This is a genomic window from Candidatus Nitronauta litoralis (assembly GCA_015698285.1).
In the GTDB taxonomy this organism is placed as follows: Bacteria; Nitrospinota; Nitrospinia; order Nitrospinales; family Nitrospinaceae; genus Nitronauta; species Nitronauta litoralis.
Genome location: CP048685.1, coordinates 1,934,990 through 1,956,056, shown reverse-complemented (window position 1 = coordinate 1,956,056; position 21,067 = coordinate 1,934,990). Strand labels below are relative to the sequence as shown.

General features: G+C 49.2%; 15 protein-coding genes. 6 read left to right on the top strand and 9 right to left on the bottom strand.

All coding sequences use genetic code 11. The features are described from left to right. The first annotated feature begins 139 nt into the window (after window positions 1-139). Window positions 140-1,003: a hypothetical protein gene (locus G3M70_09000; GenBank protein ID QPJ62003.1), complete on the top strand. Its 864-nt coding sequence runs from the start codon at window positions 140-142 to the stop codon at window positions 1,001-1,003. A 148-nt stretch (window positions 1,004-1,151) separates the two neighbouring features. After that, the gene (locus G3M70_08995) at window positions 1,152-1,898 is read left to right on the top strand and encodes a hypothetical protein (GenBank protein ID QPJ62002.1); all 747 of its coding nucleotides are present in this window, start codon (window positions 1,152-1,154) and stop codon (window positions 1,896-1,898) included. Here G3M70_08995 and G3M70_08990 read toward each other — a convergent pair. The 3 genes from G3M70_08990 to G3M70_08980 are packed head-to-tail and all read right to left on the bottom strand — an operon-like array spanning window position 1,839 to window position 4,305. Continuing rightward, window positions 1,839-3,017 carry a hypothetical protein gene (locus G3M70_08990; GenBank protein ID QPJ62001.1) on the bottom strand — a complete coding sequence of 393 codons (1,179 nt, stop codon included), beginning with the start codon at window positions 3,015-3,017 and terminating at the stop codon, window positions 1,839-1,841. The two genes, G3M70_08995 and G3M70_08990, sit on opposite strands and share 60 nt — an antisense overlap. 51 nt (window positions 3,018-3,068) lie before the next feature. After that, window positions 3,069-3,614 carry a phosphoribosyltransferase gene (locus tag G3M70_08985; GenBank protein ID QPJ62000.1) on the bottom strand — a complete coding sequence of 182 codons (546 nt, stop codon included), beginning with the start codon at window positions 3,612-3,614 and terminating at the stop codon, window positions 3,069-3,071. 55 nt (window positions 3,615-3,669) lie between these two features. Then, window positions 3,670-4,305, bottom strand: a complete 636-nt coding sequence (locus G3M70_08980) for a protein-L-isoaspartate(D-aspartate) O-methyltransferase (GenBank protein ID QPJ63768.1) — start codon at window positions 4,303-4,305, stop codon at window positions 3,670-3,672. A gap of 288 nt (window positions 4,306-4,593) precedes the next feature. Here G3M70_08980 and G3M70_08975 point away from each other — a divergent pair, with 288 nt between their 5' ends. Together G3M70_08975 and G3M70_08970 are read left to right on the top strand one after the other, a co-directional pair. Next, window positions 4,594-5,454, top strand: coding sequence for a M20/M25/M40 family metallo-hydrolase (locus G3M70_08975; protein ID QPJ61999.1), 861 nt, complete (start codon window positions 4,594-4,596; stop codon window positions 5,452-5,454). A 14-nt stretch (window positions 5,455-5,468) separates the two neighbouring features. Then, window positions 5,469-9,533, top strand: coding sequence for an AsmA family protein (locus tag G3M70_08970; protein ID QPJ61998.1), 4,065 nt, complete (start codon window positions 5,469-5,471; stop codon window positions 9,531-9,533). Between the two features lie 338 nt (window positions 9,534-9,871). On the opposite strand, the gene G3M70_08965 is transcribed toward G3M70_08970, so the two are convergent. From G3M70_08965 to G3M70_08940, 6 genes are all read right to left on the bottom strand, one after another. After that, window positions 9,872-12,343, bottom strand: a complete 2,472-nt coding sequence (locus tag G3M70_08965; GenBank protein QPJ61997.1) for a hypothetical protein — start codon at window positions 12,341-12,343, stop codon at window positions 9,872-9,874. Between the two features lie 262 nt (window positions 12,344-12,605). Next, window positions 12,606-13,967 (bottom strand): hypothetical protein, encoded by a 1,362-nt coding sequence (locus G3M70_08960; protein ID QPJ61996.1) that lies wholly within the window; start codon window positions 13,965-13,967, stop codon window positions 12,606-12,608. Between the two features lie 212 nt (window positions 13,968-14,179). Further along, complete coding sequence (locus G3M70_08955; protein QPJ61995.1) at window positions 14,180-14,554, bottom strand: hypothetical protein; 375 nt, start codon at window positions 14,552-14,554, stop codon at window positions 14,180-14,182. A 478-nt stretch (window positions 14,555-15,032) separates the two neighbouring features. Then, window positions 15,033-15,995: a radical SAM protein gene (locus G3M70_08950; protein QPJ61994.1), complete on the bottom strand. Its 963-nt coding sequence runs from the start codon at window positions 15,993-15,995 to the stop codon at window positions 15,033-15,035. Window positions 15,996-16,074: 79 nt separating this feature from the next. Then, window positions 16,075-16,854 carry a peptidoglycan-associated lipoprotein Pal gene (gene pal, locus G3M70_08945; GenBank protein QPJ61993.1) on the bottom strand — a complete coding sequence of 260 codons (780 nt, stop codon included), beginning with the start codon at window positions 16,852-16,854 and terminating at the stop codon, window positions 16,075-16,077. 139 nt (window positions 16,855-16,993) lie between these two features. Further along, entirely contained in the window at window positions 16,994-18,694 is a 1,701-nt protein-coding gene (locus tag G3M70_08940; protein QPJ61992.1) for a hypothetical protein, read from the bottom strand. An 803-nt stretch (window positions 18,695-19,497) separates the two neighbouring features. Between G3M70_08940 and rho the strand changes: the two genes are divergently transcribed. Both rho and rpmE read left to right on the top strand, forming a co-directional pair. Continuing rightward, window positions 19,498-20,748, top strand: coding sequence for a transcription termination factor Rho (gene rho / locus G3M70_08935; protein QPJ63767.1), 1,251 nt, complete (start codon window positions 19,498-19,500; stop codon window positions 20,746-20,748). Between the two features lie 23 nt (window positions 20,749-20,771). After that, a complete protein-coding gene (gene rpmE, locus G3M70_08930) occupies window positions 20,772-21,041 on the top strand; it encodes a 50S ribosomal protein L31 (GenBank protein QPJ61991.1) in 270 nt (89 codons plus the stop codon). Window positions 21,042-21,067 lie beyond the last annotated feature (26 nt).

Genomic DNA, 21,067 nt, shown 5'->3' with positions numbered 1-21,067 from the left:
CAGAATTTCAAGAGATTTTGACCAACTTGCCTAAAGGGTCGGTACTTTAACGATACGAATATTGCTTTTGAGGCCTGAAGAGGATGGTAAACTATTGCGAAGCAATCTCCTACTTCCCTAATTCTCAGTGAGACTTCTTATGACGCTGAAATATAACCTGGATTCATTCACTTCGGTATTTACTTTTTTACTCGCGCTATTAATCCTCATTCCTGTAATTCCAGCCTGGGGGGAAGACAGTGTCGATTCTTCCACTTCAGGTCTGAGTGCGCGGGAGCGTTTCTATCAAAAATATAAAGACAGGATCAGGAATTCTGAAGCAGATAGCGGTTCCGGAGAAGTGGCTCCCCCCTCACGTGAACCTCGTAATCTGGAAGGAAAGTTTGATGAGTTGAGAAAAAAACGGGAAGAACGACGCAAGGCCCGGGACCTGAGGCGTGAGGAGCGGCGAAAAAAAATTGGGGCAGAAAATGATCGACTGGAAGGAAAGTCTGCCAATGTCTCTAAAAAAGAAAAAGAACGCCTCGATGCAAGGCGCAAAGAAATGCAGGAAAGAAAAGCTGCCCGCATTGCGGAACAACGGAAAAAAATTGAAGCACGTCGCCAGGCAATGAAAGCAAAGGCCCTGAAGCACAAGCAGGAAATGCAGGATAAAGTTCGCCTCGACCCGGGAGCGGCTGGCTATGATGACGCTGTAGACGATGGGAAAGAACGTGTCGATCTCGGTAAACAAAAACCCCCAGCAGTTATGAACCGTATGGAAGAATTAAAGAAACGCCGGGAGGCGATGCAAGAAAAAGCCCGCAAACACCGGGAAGCAATGCGGGCCAAGCGAAAAGCCCATCGGGCCAATCCGGATTCCGGAGCAAGCAGACTCGATGATGTAAATCCCCACGTCAGTGGCTCGGCATCACCCGGAGCTGGTGAAACAGCCCAACCCGACGCCCATATCAGCGGTTCCTCTTCTGGTGGAGACCGTCCTCACATAAGCGGAGCCCGGTAAAGAGACAAATCAACTCCTTGGTCCGATCAGGTCTCTTTTTCACTACAAATAAATTATTAAAGTCATGATGTATTTCAGAAATAATATTGCCAAACTATATCCGTTTATCAAATTAAATTAGACCATTTTTCAGACTTCCAGGTAGGGGGTGACATGGTTATCCGTTCCCGCGTGGTTCCAACCGTTTTTATCCTTTCCTTCTTGCTGTTGCTTTCAGCATGGACTTTGGGGGGTTACCAGGACGACATCGCTGGGAAACCCGCACCTGAATGCGGCCCGGCAATTGGAGAATACCGCAGTTTCTTCCTTCCCCCAGTGCAGTAACAACGGAGCCTTAATCGACTACGACAACACTGCTGGTATTTCCTATGAGGAGGACAGTTGTGTGGTGCGAAACGGACTGGTGTTCCGTGTGAAACAAACGTTTGTTACCAACGGCAAACCGAACTGGGCTCCATACGTTGAGGACAATGAAGGTCGGATTGCGGTGTTTTGGGAATGGGTCGGAGCGGTGCCGACACCACCGGTGACGGCAGTGGATATTACGATCACCGCACCATCGGATCAAGGGATGGTTGAAAGATCAGATCAGGACATTGTGTTCAGTTGTGGAGACGGGCTTGGTGTTGTTCAAAGCTGGATAGCCATTAGCGTGAACGGCAATGTTGTGCCAGTCAGTTGTAACGTGGGGCGTGCGTCCGCCACGTGTCTTCCGGCGGGCCCGCTGCCTGCAGGGGAGTCCACCACCATTGTGACCGTCACGGCTCCGAGTGGCGCGAGCGATACCGAACAAGTGGCATACCGCGTTTTGGATTTACCGCCGGAGGATTTAGAATTATCGCCGCGGGCGGGTGGTGATTTTTGGTGTGATAAAGGGTTCGAGGGCGTTGCCTAATACGGTGTTATTGACCAATACCCGGTAGGTAATGGGCAACTCCAGTTTGAGCCGCTGGAGATCACGGGCGGCATCGGGTGCTTTTTGTTGCATGCTGGTTGGATTCTTCGCGACGAGATAGCCATAAAGGGCCGCGTATTTTTGGAGAAACAACCTATCGTGATGTTCGTTGATGAAAAACTCATGGAAGGCTGAACCCAACCCCGCCTTTACCTTCCGGTTGTGTTTGTCGACTTTGCCGCCCCAGAACCCGACCGTATCTTTCCGGTAACGCGAAATATTTTCCCGAATCTTTGCATAGTGCTCCAGGCTTTGCGCATCGGTCAGTCCTATACATTTTTGTATTTGGGTACCGTGGTCGGTCAGAAACTTTTCTGACAAATCCTGAACCAGCACGGCCATGTCGATGTTTCCGCCATACACTTTTTTATTCCCCTGCACTCCAGTCGAATGTCCACCCGGCATGTTATAGATTTGAAAACGCGTCATCTTGTCGTGCTTCACCACCACCGCTTTAAACGAGCCGCGCTTCTCATCTTCCTGGTAAACCACCGCGTAGCTTTTTACATTGGAATCAATTTTCGTACGATGCTTGCGCCATTGCCCCAGACCCGGAACCGGATCGATGGCAAAAATATTAACCTTGATCGAATTGTATTTTTTGTAAAGCGCGTTGGCGATCATATGACAAGTCACCGCTCCACGGCTCCAGCCTGCCATGTTGATCGTCTCGGGTAGCCGACCCTTTGCGTTGAGCCCATCTATATGGTGAATGGTCGATTTGACATTATCTTCCCAACCGGAGCCGGTGGCCATTCCCCAAATACCGGATGTACTCTTAAACCAGTTCTTTTTCTTTTTAGTGATGGGGTCGTATGTGCCCGGACGGGCCTGGGGGGTCAAAGGCTGGATACCGTAGACACCGGTCTCCGGATTTTTTGCAAAATGCTCCAGATTGTCTTCAGGGTTACTGCCGGGCCCAGCGTTGACAATCCAGTTGTCACCTTCTTCACCCAGGGTGCGGGAAGCAAGATCGGCCACCAGTTCATCGCGGTTGTTGCGATTAAACGCGGTGCCGCAGTTGTAGATGGTGAATGTGCGCCAGTCGTCCTTAGGCATATAACCTCGGATTGAAGGAAAAGCGCAAACTATATATAGAGGATCCCGATATTATTCCGGTTCAGCAAACAGGTAGACCAGGCGGCGATCCACAAAATCAAATCTCTCGTTTCTCACCCACAGTTGTTCCTTGTCCGGGTCCCCGGTGACTGCAGAGTAATCAAGGTTCTTCGGGTTGCGCTTAATCATACAGGCATAAGTGATCGTCTCCGGCTTTTCGGGAATCTCAAGGGTATCCACAGCCTGGAGAAACTGGGTACCGGTAACAATGATGTCGTCTACCAGAAGCCAGTGGGTATCTTCCGGATAATCAGGGATCGGCACATGAGCCAATTCTACTTTTCGGTGCGGCATTATATGGAAAGGAAGATTGAGAGTTTTTGCCAGATGATGTCCAATGCGGATACCTTCTGTTTCAAGACCGACAACCACATCAAAACGCCCATGCTGCTTTTGCCAGGCTTGCAGTTTGGTTATAAGCTGGCTGCAATAGGCTTCATTCATGGCATCTGACATGGAAGCGTAATCAAAATCTATCTTCGACCGGATCCCCGGACCGAATACGAAATTACCTTCTTTACGAATACGATTAAACACGGAACCTCCCTTTACTCAGCACGACACCAACTAAAATAGTTTTTGCGTATGGGCTTCAACCTCTGGCTCTGTTCGGAGCCGAGGGATGCCCGAATTTTCCTATGAGTGGAACAAAATTGCAATCGCCCAGTTCCTCTTTTTCAATCCCAGCTTCGGTTCGGGTCAGCATCACCAGTTTTTGCTCGCCATCCGGGCCAACCGGCCCTACCAGCCGTCCGTTCATGGCCAGTTGATCGACCAGTGCCTTGGGCATCTCGGGTGCTCCGGCGGCAAACAGGATGGCGTCGTAAGGCCCCATGTTGCGCCACCCGTAAGTGCCATCGCAAAACCGGTGATTGATATTAGTGTAACCCAGTTTTTGAAGAAGCACTTTCGCCGTTTGCCCAAGAGGTTTCAATCGTTCAATCGTAAACACCTGGGCAGAAAGTTCTGCTAGCAGGGCAGTCTGGTAACCAGACCCGGTTCCTATTTCAAGGACACGTTCTGTCCCCGTCAGGTTCAATGCCTGCGTCATCACAGCCTGGGCATAGGGTTGCGAAATAGTCTGATGGTGGCCTATAGGTAATGGGTGTTGGCCGTAAGCCTTGTGCCCAAGATATTCAGGAACAAACATGTGACGCGGCAGGCGGCTCATCACTTCCAATACACCCAGATTTTTTATTCCACGCTCAACCAGCTGGTCTTCCACCATTTTTTGGCGTTGTCCCGTGTAATTATGCGCTGTGGAAGTGGAGGGTGTCATAGGGTCAGGATGGAGGTTTTGCTTTCAGGTTAATCCGTTGAAAAGATCGGAAAATTATTTAACCAACCTGGGGTCTGAATGGAGAGTAATTCTTGAAAAACGGATGATTTCAGATAAAGCCCGAATCTGTGGAAAGGTTCGATAGTCTGAAAAATACTCGACCTTTATCATGCGGGTATGTTAGGTTGAAACCACTGAAATGTAAACTCTTTTTTGATTTTTGACGAAAGGTTCAGGTTGAACCTGTCCAGCCAAATCAAACTGAATCTCAAGGAACATCTTGACGCCATTGTGGGTGAACGGAATCCTTTCACTACCCCTGAAAAAATGGATGCGGTGGGACAGTATATCGTCGACCGGTTCGAGGAATGGGAACTCCACCCCAAAATTCTCCCGGTACTGTTCGATGACCTGGAATCGTTCAATGTTCAGGCAAAACTTCCCGGGAAAAATCCGGAATCACCGGTTATCCTGATTGGAGCCCATTACGATTCGGTTCCTGATAGCCCGGGCGCCGATGACAACGCCAGTGCGGTCGCAGCTCTTCTGGAAATCGCACGTATGCTGTCAGAAAATCCTCCGGCAGGCCCAGTGATCCTAATGGGCTTTGCTCTGGAGGAATACGGATTCGTCGGCAGCCAGTATTGGGCTGATGACGCGGTAAAAAATAATAACAAGCCCGATGGCATGATCGCACTGGAAATGCTGGGTTATACCGACAAACGCCTTGGCGCACAAAAATATCCACCGGGGGTGGATTCCGGCCAGTATCCGGACACCGGGGACTTCATAGCAGTGGTAGGCAATACAGACTCAATGGAACTGGTGACATCGTTGACTAAAGGAATGAAACGCACCCGTCCGGAGCTTGGTATTGAAACCCTCGTTGTTCCAGGCAAGGGTGAAGTGATTCGCGATGTACGGCGTAGTGATCACGTTCCGTTCTGGGAGGCAGGCATTCCGGCAGTGATGGTCACTGATACCGCTGATTTCAGGAACCCGCATTATCATAAAGCGACGGATACACTGGATACGCTGGATCTGGATTTTTTGACGGATGTGACCCTGGCACTCGCCGGTTTTTTTCAGGATAATTGATACAAAAAGAACAAATGAAACGACCTTCGAAAAAAAATCCCGTGGAGGACAACGTGCAGGATCAGGAGACCGATCCGGTTGAAGGCACGTCTGAAGAGTCAGTCAATCCGCCGCCAAAGCAGGTTAAGAAAAAAAGGTCTTTTCTGCGCAGTCTTTTCCGTTGGACGTTCTCCCTGCTCCTGATGCTGGTTCTGATCGTGGTTGGACTTGGCGCGATCCTCACCCATTTTTTCCCATCGGAAGAAATCCGTCCCATTGCTGAGGACCAACTCACCACACACCTGAAAATGCCGGTGAAGATCGGTCGCCTTGAATTCAATCTGCTGACAGGTTTCGAATTCGAGAATGTTCAACTGGGTGGAACAGATCCGCTGTTTAAAGTTGACCTCCTGATACTGGGTTATGACCTGCTGGAATTAATAGACGGTTCCTTCACTGTCCACACGCTCAAGGTCAATCGACCGCATGTCAACTTGATATCCAAAAACGGAGTGTGGAATTTCCAACCCCTTCTCGACCTTGCCGGCCCTGCACAGCCACCTCCCCCTGAACCCTCAGGCATGCCAGTGATTCCGATTCCGGTGGAACTCACTGAACTTGTTGTAAACGACATCGAGGTCAACGTGCAGATGGACGACGTGATGACCGCCCACCTCAAAGGTTTAAACCTGGAGGCCAGGGGGAAGGCGGACACCAATGGACTTGATGTCAATGTGCGGGTCCACATGGGAGAAGAGTCACGCGAAAAAAATTCGAGTAATGTCACCTACGTTTCTTCTCTAGAACCTGCAATTAACCTTTTGACTTACCTCGACACCGACATCACCCTGAACGCACAGGATATCAACCGCGCCCTTGTAACCGGAACGCTGGGGTTGACAGATACCCGCGTCACCATGAAACAACGACTCAAACCTGTCAATACACGCCTCGACTTTGCAGCGGGCGTTGATATGGCATCCCATATACTCGATCTGTCCCGCGTGAAATTAAAAGTGGCCAATGGCACCAGTATGAGCCTGACGGGGCAAGTCCAGCGATTTCTGAGTCCTCATCCCGGTTTTAATCTCAAAATACCAAAAGGCGATTTTGACCTGAACGAACTGACCGCTCTTGCAAAACCGTTCTTGCCACCCATGATACTCAATGGTCAATTGGGACTTACCGATGTACAAATCCGGGGGGGCCTCCGAAACTACCAGCCGGCAAATATTTTTCTTACAAAGGCAACCATCAAACTCGATAACGGATTGGTTCGCCATCCTCTTTTCAAGACTCAACTTAACGGGGTCGGTCTTGGGCTGGATATTAAAAATGTCAAAGTAAAAGGTCTTGTACCCTATTCAATGGAAACCAATGGTGAGCTGAAAATGACCAGTGGTGAGTTTGCAGGTTTCTATTTCGAACAGCTGACTCACAAGTTCGACTTAAAAGGAACCGGTCCCCTGCTCCCCAAGATGGTGACAACCTACAAAACGGAACTGGAAACTTTCACCATGGATCTTCCGCAGGTGGGTGAAATCACCACGCCAATCAAACTGCAAGGAAACTTTAAAGGGGATACCCAGACCGGAGATATCGAATCCTTCACTTCTGCACTGGAAGCAGGAACAGCCTTGACCTCCAAGGTCTCTCTCCAGGCGAAAGCGTTTGGGAAAAAAGGATTCAAGATGGATCAATCCTTCACCAGCGACCTTTCTCAAGCCTCCCGATTTATTCCTCCCGATATGACAGAGACCTTCGGGCTTGGGCCGCTTAAGGGAGAAATGCGATTTTCCCAGAAGGCGTCTGGCAGTCTGGATAAAGACTTCATGCCCGTCAACATGACAGCTGACACCAATGTTCAATTGATCGGACTGGATGCTGAAATGAAAGAGCCGGCATTTTCAGTCAAGGGTCTGAGCACGCGGCTTTCCATTCCTGTTGAAATGAAAAAGAAACTGGGCGTGCGTCTTCCCGGGGTGGTGATCAAAACTTCACTGGATTCGGTCCATGCACTTGGCAAATATCAAGCCGGTGCCACCGAAATGACCTCGACCATTTCACTGGACAAATTTTTGTCCTTGGATGGCAACGTTGGCCGGGTTCCAGTCACAAAGAAAACCACCTTCAAATCTGAAGGCATCGTGGGTATAGAACCTGACATTAAAGTCAGCCGAATTGATCTTGAAGTGAACTCGCGCGCCGATGTACTTCCCCCCGGTGAAGCTGAGAACATGACCGCCACGGGAAAACTCGCGATCAAGGGAATTGAGGCGATGGGACAATTTGCCGCCAGCGGTTTCAACACCGCTTTTAATATGGATGCGAAGGACCTCAACCTTCAAAAGACCCACGCGGCAATCAAGGGTCGGGTGTTGAAACCTTCCGTACAGCAGGAAGACCTGCAGATGTCACTTGAGGATCTGCAGTTTGAAACGCGCAGCAGTCAGAACCTGAAAAGCGGCGATGTGGACCTCGGTCTTTTAAGCGTGGTCCTGCCGGGTGTCGTCAACTGGAAAACAAAAGGGAAAATTGAATCGTGGGGGGATCAATTCGATGTCGAGACCCGCATGGACAAAATGGACCTCGAAAAACTGCTGGCTCTCGTGCCTGCAAAATTCAAAGAAGCGATAAAGGGCATGAAGGTGGCCGGTTCGGCATCTCTCGTTGCCAATGCCAAAGGAAAACGGCCGGACGAAATCGCGATCAAGAAGATGGACATTCCAGTCACTGTGGACTCAAAACTCAAACTGGCCGGTGTCACGGTTGACTGGCCTGAAAAGGCAATGGTGGTTGAAGGTTTGGATTTTGATACCGAGCTCACTCTGAAAAACAACAAAGTCGATCTAAAAGGCGCTTCAAAAGTTGCTCACTTCACAAAAACCGATCTGGGTTACGATTTAAAACTGGCTCCCGAGTTGGCTTTCCACTACGCCATTAAAAACTGGGATACGTTGGAAGTTGAGCAGCATAAAGTCTCCCTTCCCGGGCAAGAGATCGAACAAACACTGTCGGGTCGCGTGGAAGGGTTCCGCCCATTCCTGAGCGGCAAGAAAGACAAAACTCCGATTCAAATTTTAAAGACCCTCGACGTCGCGTTGAAATCCAGTCTGGGTCTTGATGTAGGTGCCGTATCCCCTCTGGTACCGGGCCTGCAGGCGGATGGCAAAATCAACTCACATCTGGACATAAAACTGATTGCAGGACAACAGGCCGATTTAAATGGGGAAGTGGATATCGGGCATTTAAATGCCCGGCACGAATCCGGTGGCATTGTGGAAGATCTTGACGGCCGCTTCCTCATCAACAAAACCCTGTTGCTCGATCGTCTGCTGTTTAAAGAAAAGAAACAGTTCAACGCCTCGCGGCAGGGATTTTTTAATCAACTGCGCGAATTCTCACGCTACAAAAATATTTTCAAGATCGGCGCACTCAAGTTCGGCCAGCACACCGCGTCAGATATTGGCATAGACATGTACTACCGCGGCAACCAGTTATTTCTCGACCGGTTCCTGATGGAAGTCATGGGAGGCTCAGTGGCCGGGAATCTGTTTCTCTCACAGTCGAAAGAAGGACCCGAACTTGAGTTCTCGACCGGCTTCGCGCATCTCGATTTCAACAAGCTGGTGAAAAAACAGGTCACCCCTTCGGGCCGCGATTCTGAAATCGACGGCAACCTCAAGTTCAACTTCAAGGTCAACCAGGGCGGAGGGAAGAAAATCTCACTCGATCAGATCGGTGCGGAGATGAACATCACCCATGTTGGTAAAGAAGCACTGGACCGCATCCTCCTGTTCCTAGACCCGGAAGAAAGTTCACCGGCTATCGTCGACACCCGTTCCAAGCTCGACCTTGCCGTGCCAACCAACCTGCACATGAAAGTCGCACACGGCAATCTCAACATGGATGTCGGCATGATCCTGCTGGGCAGTCCGATAGAGGCTCCGGCCTTAAGACGCGTACCGGTGACCAGTCTCAAACATTTCCGGCAGATCAATGAACAGTTGCAACGCCTCAAGGATTTCCAGACTGTCCTGCAAATCCTCTCCGCCAACGGCATCGAATTTGACGACGAAGGCAACATCAGCTTCTTCTAGCCACCCACTGGCGTGAGGGCTAACGGGCAACCGTTCGGGCGTTACAACTGGCTTCTTAATACAATTTTCTTAACCACCCACTCGCGTTGGTGCTGACGGGCTGGCCCTGCGCGAGCAAATAAAATTTTCTGCGCGCTGGGCAAAGTGTTTTCTATTTTTCGTTAGCCGTCTGCATTAAGAGCGCGAATAGCAGCTCTTAATTACCAAGTAAAACAGGGAAGGCGCACGAAACGCCTTCCCCGGTTGGGATGTTTTACGGCTGAAATATTGTTTGCGAGTTACCGGGTTTCAAACAAGCTGCCGGCCCGGCGGGGTGCCGGACCGGAGCCAGAGCAATATCAATTCAGTTCAAGCAGACTGCCCGCAGCCCAGTTGTTGTTCCCCACTGCAGACCGGCTGGATCCACCACCGACGCTGGAATAAAGTCCAGAAGCTTCGTTTTGAAACCCACCACTGACGCTGGAACTGACTCCGGAAGCGGTGTTTCCGCCACCACCACTGACGCTGGAAACCGAGTTGGAAGCTGTGTTTCCGACACCACCACTGACGTTGGCCATGATACCGGAAGCTTCGTTTCCATTCCCACCACTGACACTGGAGCGGGACCCGGAAGCGATGTTGGCCCCACCTCCACTGACGCTGGAGTTGACACCCATGGCTTCGTTAAACTGACCTCCTGAAATACTGGAGAAATTGCCTGTCGCCCGATTGCGTTCACCGCCCGTGACCGAGGCGTATTCTGCTCCGGAAACATTGTCGAGTCCGGCAACAATCCCGCCGAAGCTTGCATAGTTCAACCCCTTGCCGACAACCAGGTTATGCGAGCCGGTTTTATCGCTGGCAGGCAGTCCGCCTCCCAGAAACGGAAAGATGGTTTCATCGTAACCGATGATGATATTTCCACGACCGTTTACAGCACCGTCCGTTGTTCCTGAGCCGGACACCACCTGCAGGTTCATACTATCGAACAGCAACACATCACCGCTGCGCGAAACACCGGTGAATCGGGTTTGCAGCTCGGCAACATCTGCAATTAAACTTCCCCCTTGCCAGTCATTTAGGCCAACTGCGCTCAGGTCCTGACCCCCACTCACACTGGATTCTCCTCCAGAGGCCTCGTTACCACTTCCACCACTCACACTGGAACGAATTCCAGAGGCCGTGTTATCTACTCCACCACTCACACTGGAAATAAAACCAGAGGCCGTGTTATCTACTCCACCGCTCACACTGGAATTACCATCAGAGGCCTCGTTTCTTAATCCACCGCTCACACTGGATTCTACTCCAGAGGCCGAGTTTTGCCATCCACCGCTGACACTGGAAGTTCTCCCAGAGGCCGTGTTATCTACTCCACCACTCACACTGGATTCTACTCCAGAGGCCTCGTTGTTATGTCCACCACTCACACTGGATTCAAATCCAGAGGCCGTGTTAGTCCATCCAGCGCTCACACTGGATCTATGACCAGAGGCCGTGTTATAAGAACCACCACTCACACTGGACCAATTTCCAGAGGCCAGGTTATTACGTCCACCGCTCACACTGGATCTATCACCAGAGGCCGTGTTTTCCAAACCACCGCTCACACTGGAATTATTATCAGAGGCCTCGTTACTTTCTCCACCGCTGACACTGGATCTATCACCAGAGGCCTCGTTACCACTTCCACCACTCACACTGGACCAATGTCCAGAGGCCGTGTTATTACGTCCACCGCTCACACTGGAAACAATTCCAGAGGCCGTGTTTTCACTTCCACCACTCACACTGGAAAAGCTTCCAGAGGTCGCGTTATCAAATCCACCACTGACACTGGAATGAATTCCAGAGGCCAGGTTATTAAATCCACCGCTCACACTGGAAAAGTTTCCAAGGCCGAAAACGGTCGTGTTTTGACTTCCTCCGCTCACACTGGACCAGTCTCCCAGGGCCTGGTTTGCCTGCCCTCCTGTTACGGAGGCATAATGCCCCCCTATAACGTTGTTGTGTCCCGCAACAATACCGCCAAAACTGGAATAGTTCAGTCCTTTGCCCACCACAAGATTGTGTGAACCGGTTTTATCGCTAAATGGGGGCGGCGGGGCCGGCGGCCCACTCCCGGTTATGTCTTCGTTATAACCGACAATCAAATTGCCGAGGCCATTGGTTATAAGGGTGTCCGTTGCTCCGGAACCGGAGACCACCTGCAGGTTCATGCCGGTTAACAGCAACCGGTCATTGCCGTTGGCATCCGTATCTCGTGTCACATCCGTGAAACGGGTCTGCAGTTCAGTCACATCCGTGGTCAGGCCGGAGATATCCGGCACCACGATCGCCGCAATGTCATTCGCATTAATGGTGATATCGGCGGTGTTGGTGGCGATGTTCGTATCCTGTGTTGTCTGACTCGATTGCAGTGTGGTGATAATGCTGTCCTGTGTTGTATCGTTGGCTTGCAGTGCGCTGATGCTGGTATTTTGTGTGCCATCAGAAGTTTGCAACGCGGTGATCGCCGTGTCCTGCGTCCCCTGGCTTGTTTGCAACGCCGTTTGCCCTGTCTGCAAAGCACTCACATCGGATTGTAAGCCTGTCACAGAGGCTTGAAGCGCAGCAACTTCACCCTGTTGTGTTGCCAGGGCATTGATTATGGTGACAATATCCGGCTGCAGGGCCGAAAACAGTTGAAACAACTGCGTCGACAGCAACTCTACATTCGCCATCGATGTTTCCAATGCTGTTAATCGTTCTTCAACCGTTTGTGCCTGTGCGGGCATTGAAAACGAGAGTGCTAATAACAGAACAGCACCTTCGCGTAGAAATTTTTTCATTGTGGACCTCTCCCAATATTGGCGCGGCAGTCAGAGCTATCACGCTCAGACGCCTGCAAAAAGTAATCTCCCCCAAAGATTACGGAAGATTATCCGCTCAGAAAAAATTATGTCAATCAACTGTTCGGATTTGGAGGAGGAGGAAGAGAGATACGGAAAGGGTAGAACAAATCAACACAATGAAATATAGTGTAAATAAAAAAAAGGGGAAGGCGCACGAAACGCCTTCCCTTGAAATAATTCTAAAAAATTTGTTGTAGCTTTAAAAACCTTCAAATAAACCTCCAGCGCGCCAGTCTACCAGCCCAAATGTGGTCCGCTGAGAGCCACCTCCCACAGTAGAGCTTTCTCCTATGGCCAGGTTTTCTCGGCCACCATTGACCGCAGAGTTTAAACCAGACGCTGTATTATTGAATCCTCCGTTTACACTGGCATAGGCCTCAGTGTTTGCCTCATTGTTATGGCCTCCGGTTACGCTTGCTCCTTCACTGGAAGCAAGGTTGCTTCCGCCACCCGTTATACTCGAATTTAATCCAGATGCTACGTTGAGACTTCCACCCGCTACAACTGAATTGTCACCGCTTGCCAGGTTATCAATACCCCCGCTCACGCTGGTATAAAAACCGAACGCTCTGTTATCCTGACCTCCGCTTGCACTAGAGCTATTTCCGGAGGCACTGTTTCTCAATCCACCATTGATTGCAGAAAAGTTGCCAGAAGCGACATTGAGTTGACCAGCAGTGACCGAAGAATACTGACCTGAGGCCAGGTTGCGGAGTCCACCGCTGACACTACTGAAAATATGGGAAGCAATGTTGCGATTGCCTCCGCTGACATTCGAATGTGTGCCTGTGGCCTCGTTTAACGATCCTCCGACTATACTGGAAAAATCAGCAGTGGCCTGGTTGCGCTCCCCGCCGGTGACGGAAGCGTATTCGGCGCTAGATACGTTATTCAATCCGGCTACAAGCGCGCCAAAGCTGGAGTAATTCACCCCCTGGCCAACGATCAAATTATGCGAACCGGTTTTGTCGCTGGCTGGCAATCCACCCCCAAGAAACGGGAAGATGTCTTCGTTGTAGCCTATGATGACATTTCCTCGACCATTCACGGCACCGTCTGTTTTTCCCGAACCAGAGACCACTTGAAGGTTCATGTCGGTAAACAACAAAGTATCTTTAGAGCGAGTGACCCCTTTGAAGCGGGTTTGAAGGTCACCCACATCCGTGGTCAATCCGGAAATTGTCGTGTCCTGAGCTGCATCATTAGTTTGCAGAGAACCGACATCCGTTTGCAGTGTCGTGATATCGGTATCCTGTATCGATTGACTGGCCTGCAGAGCCGTGATGTCATTGCTGTGCGTTGTGTCCTGAGATTGCAAAGCAGTCACCGCTGCTTGCAGGGTCGCCACTTCACCCTGCTGTGTTGCCAGGGCATTTAAGATGGCAACGATGTCCGGCTGCAGGGCAGAAAACAGTTGAAACAACTGGGTCGACAGTAACTCTACATTCGCCATCGATGTTTCCAATGCTGTTAATCGTTCTTCAACCGTTTGTGCCTGTGCGGGCATTGAAAACGAGAGTGCTAATAACAGAACAGCACCTTCGCGTAGAAATTTTTTCATTGTGGACCTCTCCCAATATTGGCGCGGCAGTCAGAGCTATCACGCTCAGACGCCTGCAAAAAGTAATCTCCCCCAAAGATTACGGAAGATTATCCGCTCAGAAAAAATTATGTCAATCAACTGTTCGGATTTGGAGGAGGAGGAAGAGAGATACGGAAGGGGGGAGCCAACCTTTGCCTGGCCGTTTAGTATCCTGAATTTTTCAACTTACTTTAGTTGCAATGAACAATTTTTATAAATTCTGCGGCCCGTATACATTTTTCCATTTCAGTAGCTGATTCATTTTCTGCTTCTCTATAGCTACGAATAATGGCTTCACCTTCTAAATCTTTTGCTTCAATACTATCAGCCACATTTTCCGCCATGTCGATCAATGGAGTTACATTCCCCATTTCCATAGGCAATCCTTCTCCACCATTGATGGCCTCTGCCAACGCAATTTTAATTGCCCTGGAAAATTCTTTTAATTGCTGAAAATCTTCAGCGGCAGACCTGTCCTCCATGCGTGTGATAAGACCATCAAGAGTCTGGTCTACAGGTCTTAAGGCATTGAGCAAAACCTGGATTTGTTCTTTTCCTGATGACATAATTTTAATGCCTTCCCTCTAAACGATCAGCTGATTTGTATTTCTGGCAGATCCTGGTGACTAAAATACCCCACGCAATACCCCCTGCCAGTTTGCACGTAAGGCAAGTAAATAGCGGACTTTTTTTATATTGCGATATTACAGGGCAGAGTTTTCAATTCAAGACGAATTCTATTAAACAAGGCCGAAGGGTCCAAGCCCCCTGCTTCGCGTCCCCCTTCGGAGAAAAGATCTTTGCATAAGTACATAAAGTGGACAGATTCATTTGTTCAAGAGCGGCTATTTACGTTCTTAAATCCCCTCCTTAAAAAAGGAGGGGATACAGGGGAGGTTGTAAACACGACCCCTCCCATACCCTCCCCTTTCAAGGGGAGGGAAATAAATGGCTATCAAAAGATCACTGTTAAATTGAATTTTTTGGGTTATGCAAAGCTCTCTTCCGATAAGGGGGAATATTTCCTGCCCTACCGTTAGGGGGTTATTGGCCTTGCGCCGAGCAATGATCGATGCGGGTGAGTCCGGCTTCCCTTGTAATTTCCACAGCTTGATCGTGCTCCTCATTTGTGGTGCGGCGGGCCAGGGTTGGAAACCGCTCGGGGGTGACTTTCCCCGCAGGCCGGTACTGGTCCATCACATTGACGTAAGTATCCGGCGATAATTCATCGGATAAAAACTGCATGATGGACTTTGTGTTCTCCAGGGAGTCGGGCATGACGAGGTGCCGCACCAGCACACCGCGTTTGGCAAGACCATTCTCATCAAAGGTCAGTGGCCCTACCTGCCGGTGCATTTCCCGGACAACCTCACGCGCGACTTGCGGGTAGCGGGTAGCCTTCAGGTATTTCGCGGAATCCTCTGCCGTCCAGTATTTGAAGTCCGGCATGTAGATGTCGACCACCCCCTCCATCAGTTTCAAGCTTTCCATAGAGTCGAATGCTCCGGTGTTGTACACGAGTGGCAGACGCAGGCCCATCTGCACCGCCATCGGCAGGGCTTCGAGAATCTGTGGCACGACGTGTTCCGGCGTGACGAAGTTGATGTTGTGACAGCCTTTGGTCTGCAACTCCATCATCATGTTAGCCAGCACCTCTGGCGTGGCTTCCATACCATCCTGCTGCTGGCTGATATCGTAGTTCTGGCAAAATACGCATTTCAGATTGCACATGGAAAAAAATATGGTGCCGCTGCCATTTGCTCCCTTCAGACAACCTTCCTCCCCAAAGTGGGGAAAATAACTGGAGACCCAGGCATAACGTCCTGTTTTGCAGAGCGCCCATTCATTGGACAAGCGATTAACATCACAGTCGCGCGGGCACACCCGGCATTTCTCCAAATGGCGCAAACCCTGGCGCGAGCGGCGGTATAACTCACCCGAGCGAAACAACTCCATGTAAGCCGGTTCGAATTGATCGGAGGAAATTAAAAAGCGAGAGTCAGTCATTTTTCACAGGACAGGTCTAAATAGATTCTGATTGTACCTGTATCCTGCGAACTTGTCTTGCCGGAGGTGAAATCAGGTATCAGGGAGCGATACGAAAGTGGGATCGACGATTCAGCTTCCAGCAAGATTCACCGTTTTCAAAGCAAAACGGTTTCTCCTCTCCGTAACTCATCGTGTAAAGGCGTTCCTGTTCGACTCCAAGCGACACCAGGTATTTCTTGATCGCCAGAGCGCGCTGCTGCCCCAACCCAAGATTGTAGTTGTTGGTTCCCCGCTCGTCACAATGACCTTCAATTTGAACCCGTGTGGAAGGATGTTCTTTCAGCCACATAGCATTATTTCTTAATGTATCAAGGGCCACTCGGCTCAAAGTATATTGGTCAAACTCAAAAAAGATATCAACCAGATCCTGGGTCGGCTTGAAAGGCAGGGTCCTTGCGATTTGTTTTTTCTTATCAGGAAATTGCGAGGTGTTAAATAAGTCCGCCACCTCAGATTTACTCGCTTCCTGATCTAACATAGCCTCATCCTTTTTACTCAAACCGGAAGATGGATTACTAGACAGAGGGTCCGCAGATGGATTCCCGGAAGGGTGAGAGGAGGTTAGTTTCCCTTCTTTGGAAAAATCTCCACGGGCCGCAAATGGTTGAGGAAATTCGCTGGCGATATCTTCTTCAATAATTCCTGGCGAATCCGGACCGGAATCAGCGGTGAATCCTTCGGCAAAAGAATCTTCCTCATCAACTGTTTCTTCGGATGGATCCGATGAAACCTGAGCGTTTTTACCCTGCAACCTGCTTTCCTCAGGAAGCAGAGTCTTGGCGCAGCTTGATAAAGTGAACGAAATAAAAAATACCATTAAAAATCTCAGATGACCCCGTGAAAAGATTCCACTAAAAAAGTCACGAACGACCGAATTTGTTTTAAATATTTTTTGGTGATTCATGAGTTTTTCCTTTTTAAAGTTTCACCTGAAAATTGAGCGCCGGACAGGGGAGCTATCCGGCGTCAGGAGCAGTTTCCCCGGGCACGTACCCTGGAGCCTGCCCCTTGAGTTTTTGAGGACTCTGAAGCGATTGCTGGATTCCCCGGTCCAACCAACGTGTGAGGTTGACATGGGGAGCCAAACCGCTCCGGTTCATATCAAATTTCAACCCTTTCAGAAATTCATCGTATCGCCCGCTTCCAAAAAGACGATTCGAAATCACCAGGGTTCGAATTTGGCCCGATTCCTGTGAGATCAGACGGCGGATTTCCTCTATCGCTTTTTCCCGCTTATCCGGCCAGTCCTCGCGCACAGTCAAACCGTGGAGGGAATGAAACGGGGTGTCTGTATACTTGCGGATATATTCCGCATGTTTTTCCATCAGGTCACGCCAGGCCTTGTCGCGGCTGTCGCTTCGGGCACCATGGGCAAGGAAGATCACACGTTCTTTCGACGGGTTTTGGCTGATCGCCTCTACACGTTCCATCAGTATCTGACATATCAAAGGATCTTCTTCATAGCCTCCAAATGTGACAAATACAGCACCGGACCGCACCTGAGGTGGAGGGGATGATCTTCGTCGACTTTTCGGAGGCGCTTCACTCAACCCCAGAATATATTCGGTTTGATCCCGAAACTGTTCTTCAAGGGAATACATCCTCACCACAATTATTTTCCGATATCCCTCCCCTTCCAGCGTTTTTACAGCTTCCGCAAGTGACAACGCGTCGGCCATCCCGTAAACCATTTCAATCCTGTATTTTTCTTTAAGGGGTCCAACCACCTTTTCGATGGCCTCGTTATAAGGAATTTGCGCACCATGGGGCATGACAACAACCCCGACCTCCCGGGGAGAAATATCAATACGGGCATTGGCAGTCTTTCTTAGCCAAAGCTGAATGTTGGGGTGAGGAATGATCCCTTGATCAGCAATTTTGATATCGTACTCTTTAAACTTTTCCCTGATCCAGTAGCGCAATGACATCTGATGGGAATACCTGGGACCAATAACAAAAGGGACTAAAATAGCATCGCCTTTTTTAGCCGCCGCTTTAATGATTTCCTGGTCTACCAACTGGTTGTGCCTTTGGCGTAATTCTTTTTCAGCACCATAATTGAAGTACAACTGTGTTTGAATCTCTTTGAAAGGCAATTCCCGTTTGGCGTAATCGAGGATCGGTTTCAATTCCTTTTCTATTTTTTCCAGAGAGACATCATTTTCAGGACCAATACCGAGCAAAATTAATTGTTCGTTTTCAGGGTTCTGGCTTAGTTCTTTAACTCGGTCGAGAAATATCTGAGCCGTGAGATAGCTCTTTGCCATAGCTGGAGCCCATTCAATGGAAACCAGGGAATGGTACTTGTAGATATGATTTTTCGCATAGGCGAGGTTGGGATGATGCCGTGAAAGAAATAACGGGATCACGACAATCTTGTGGACACCCATCTGGATCAGTTCATCGAGGCTACTGTTAATATAGGGTCCGTAAGCACGATCTGGTCCGCCTGGTGATTCGTTTCCGATATAGCCGAGGGAAGCCGTATAATCTTTCCTGAACTCGTCAAACAGATTTTCGATTTCCTGGTTTCCCAGATGACCCCGATCGGGTGCCAGCAATAAAAACCCAATTTTTTGCTGTTGCGTGGCCAGGGCGGATTGAGAAATACAAAGCCAGACTACCAGTATTGTTAACAGAAATTTGACAGAAAACATATTCAGTTCCTCAGCTTAAAATTTGGCCTGGTGGTGCTCCGGAATGGTATTGAGGCCTAACAAAAACCATTGATTGAGTATTGAAAAATAAAGCCCGCCAAATTAAGACAAATGCCAAACAAATAGAAACATAATTTTAGAAGACGAATATTTTGAGGGACATAGCCACGCCCCACTATTGAAGTTGATAATCAATTTCAATTAATTTAGGTTTTTTCTTAAAAGTTGTCAACCCTTTTTGTCCAAATCAGTCCGCAAAAAAAATTCTACAATTGAGTAAGGGCCTTCAAATGTCCAAAGCCATTTAACCTGGAAATAATTCTGAATTGTTAGATCAAAAAAAAATCGAAACCTACAAGTATCGCTATTAACGGGTTACATAAAAAAGGCAAAGTATCTTATGGATTGCTTCATGAGCACTTGGTAGTTTTTTTAGTCCCAAAAATAAAAATTCAAAAAAGTTTTTAAATTTCGGTTGTTTATTTTTTGTAAAAGACTCAACCTCTCCTCTTTGTTCACGACCCGAATATTTCCCAGATAGACCCGCAAAAACTTGAAAAAACTGAGGGAAAGGGATTGACAAACTTAAAGGGACCAGATAATGTAACAAAGTATCCCAAAGAATCACCCTGCAAAATTAACCCCTGATCCCCATCGGATTGGTTTTTCCCACAATAATAGGCGGGACTCAATTCCGGGAAACCTGCAAAAACTCCGTTACCCTTCATCCCGCACATCTCCTTTTATAAACCCTTCGTAAAGAATCCATTTCGCTTATGTCTACCGCAACAAAACCACCCGCAATGAACATTGAGGACCTCAAGTCCAAAACCATTTCGGACCTGACCAATATGGCCAAAACCCTTAAAATTCAGGGTCACAGTGGCCTCCGGAAACAGGACCTCATATTCAAGATACTCCAGGCCCAGATAGAAAAAGATGGCCTGATGTTCGGCCAGGGTGTGCTGGAAATTCTGCCAGACGGTTTCGGTTTCCTGCGCGCACCCACCTATAATTATCTTCCAGGTCCAGACGATATTTATGTATCGCCTTCTCAGATCCGGAAGTTTGACATGCGGACCGGTGACACCATTTCGGGCCAGATTCGCCCACCGAAGGAAAACGAGCGCTACTTCGCCCTGCTCAAGGTCGAAGCCATCAACTTTGAAAATCCTGAAAAAACCAAAGACAAAATTCTGTTCGATAACCTGACTCCGCTTTACCCGGAAGAACGCCTGCGGCTTGAAACTCCGGCCTGCACAGACTTGAGTGCACGCATCATGGATTTGATGACGCCGATCGGGAAAGGCCAACGTGGGCTGATCGTGGCTCCGCCACGTACGGGTAAAACGATGTTGCTGCAATCCATCGCAAACAGCATCACCACCAATTTTCCGGAAGTGGTCCTGATCGTCCTGCTCATCGACGAGCGGCCTGAAGAAGTCACCGACATGCAGCGTTCGGTGCGCGGTGAAGTCATCAGTTCCACCTTTGACGAGCCGGCACAACGCCACGTGCAGGTGGCCGAAATGGTCATCGAAAAAGCCAAGCGTCTGGTCGAGCACAAAAAGGATGTCGTTATCCTGCTCGACAGTATCACGCGTCTCGCACGCGCCTATAACGCCATCGTGCCACCAAGCGGCAAAGTGCTTTCCGGTGGTGTCGATTCCAATGCCCTGCAAAGGCCCAAACGCTTTTTCGGTGCGGCCCGGAATCTTGAGGAAGGCGGCAGTCTCACCATTGTGGCCACCGCTCTGATCGACACCGGTAGCCGGATGGATGACGTAATTTTTGAAGAGTTCAAAGGAACCGGTAACCTGGAAATTGTGCTTGATCGCAAACTGGCTGAAAAGCGTGTTTTTCCCTCAATCGACATTCACAAATCAGGCACCCGGAAAGAAGAACTGCTCATTGATCAGGAAGAGTTGCAACGTATCTGGCTTCTGAGAAAAGTTTTACAACCTATGGGGCTTAATGATACTATGGAGCTTCTCTTGCAAAGAATGGGACAAACCAAAAACAACCTCGAATTCATGAAAACCATGAATTCCTGACGCACTTAAAGAGCCTAGAAACTATGAAACCCGAGATTCATCCAGAATATATCGACACCCTCGTTGTTTGCGCCTGCGGCAACAAAGTGAACACCAAATCCACCGTAAAAGAAATGCATGTGGATGTCTGTTCCGCCTGCCATCCTTTTTACACAGGAAAACAAAAACTGATGGACAGTGCCGGCCGTATTGAAAAGTTCACGCGCAAATACGAAAAGGCCCTAAAAGCTAAAAAGGCCAAAACTGAAAAAGAAGCACCTGCAGCAGCCGAAGCCACCCCCGCCCCCAATTAACTAGCCAGGTCTCCTCCACTTTAAGG